The organism is Nocardia sp. NPDC004722 (assembly GCF_053601505.1).
In genome coordinates, this window is sequence record NZ_JBSGBY010001104.1 from 1 (window position 1) to 1,139 (window position 1,139).

A 1,139-nucleotide genomic window follows, 5' to 3' on the forward strand; every position below is an offset into this window, starting at 1 on the left:
CGATCCGTCCCGCGAAGAACGGACCGTACCTGGTGACGAACGCGGCGATCGTCGACCACCTCGGGCTGCCGCTGGAGGCCGGACCCACGGTCGCGCTGTGCCGATGCGGTGCCTCGGCGTCGAAGCCGCTCTGCGACGGCAGCCACGCGCGCATCGGGTTCAATGACGCCAAAGACCCGGCGCGAGTGGCGGATCGGCGCGACGCCTACGAGGGCGAACAAGTCACGGTCTTCGACAATCGCGGGATCTGCCAGCACTCCGGGCTCTGCACCGACCGGCTGTCCACCGTATTCCGCACCGGCACCGAGCCTTTCGTCGCACCCAACGGCGGCCGCATGGACGAGATCGTGCGCGCCGTGCGCGCCTGCCCCTCCGGGGCGCTGGGCATGGCCTTCGACGGCATCGAGGCGCGCGAGCTGACCGACTGGGGTGGCGCCCGCGCCCCGGAAATCGAGGTGACCAAGGACGGGCCGTATCGCATTCGCGGTTCGATCGCGCTCACCGGACCCGACGGCGGCGGCCTCGAACGCGCCCAGGGCGCGTCCACCGAGCATTACGCGCTGTGCCGCTGCGGACAATCCCGCAACAAGCCGTTCTGCAGTGGAATGCACTGGTATGTCGGCTTCCAGCACCCGGTCCTCGCGCCCGGGCAGGTGCCGACGCTGTTCGAGTGGGCGGGCGGCTATCCCGCGCTGCGCCGGATGACCGCGCTGCTCTACGACAAGCTGATTCCCGACGATCCCATGCTGGCTGCGGTTTTCGGTGACGTCGACGCCGATCGCGCAGGGTGCGAAGCCGAGTGGATGGCGGTGGCCTTCGGCGCACCCGGTCTGGACACGGAATCCCCGCAACGCCCCGCCCTCACCGCCGAGCAGCAGGAGCGCTGGGCACAGCTGTGCCTGCGGGCGGCACGCGAGAGCGGGCTGCCGCAGGAACCCGAATTCCGCTCCGCCTTGGCCGCTTTCGTGGAATGGGCCGCGACCGCCGAAGGCGCCGCGCCGGAATGGGATTGGGGACCACTCGGTCCGCCCGCCGCGACCGCGCAACCGGCCGCCGAACCCTCGCAACCGGATCTGCCGGGACCCGAGGAGGCCGTGGGCTTCGCGGCGCACATCAAACCCCTGTTCCGGGAGAAGGAT

The 1,139-nt window shown here is 70.8% G+C and carries 1 protein-coding gene; it reads left to right on the top strand.

The window, feature by feature from the left end:
- Positions 1-29: 29 nt before the first annotated feature.
- A partial coding sequence (locus ACWELQ_RS46090) for a CDGSH iron-sulfur domain-containing protein (RefSeq protein ID WP_452403258.1) occupies positions 30-1,139 on the top strand: 1,110 nt, incomplete at its 3' end.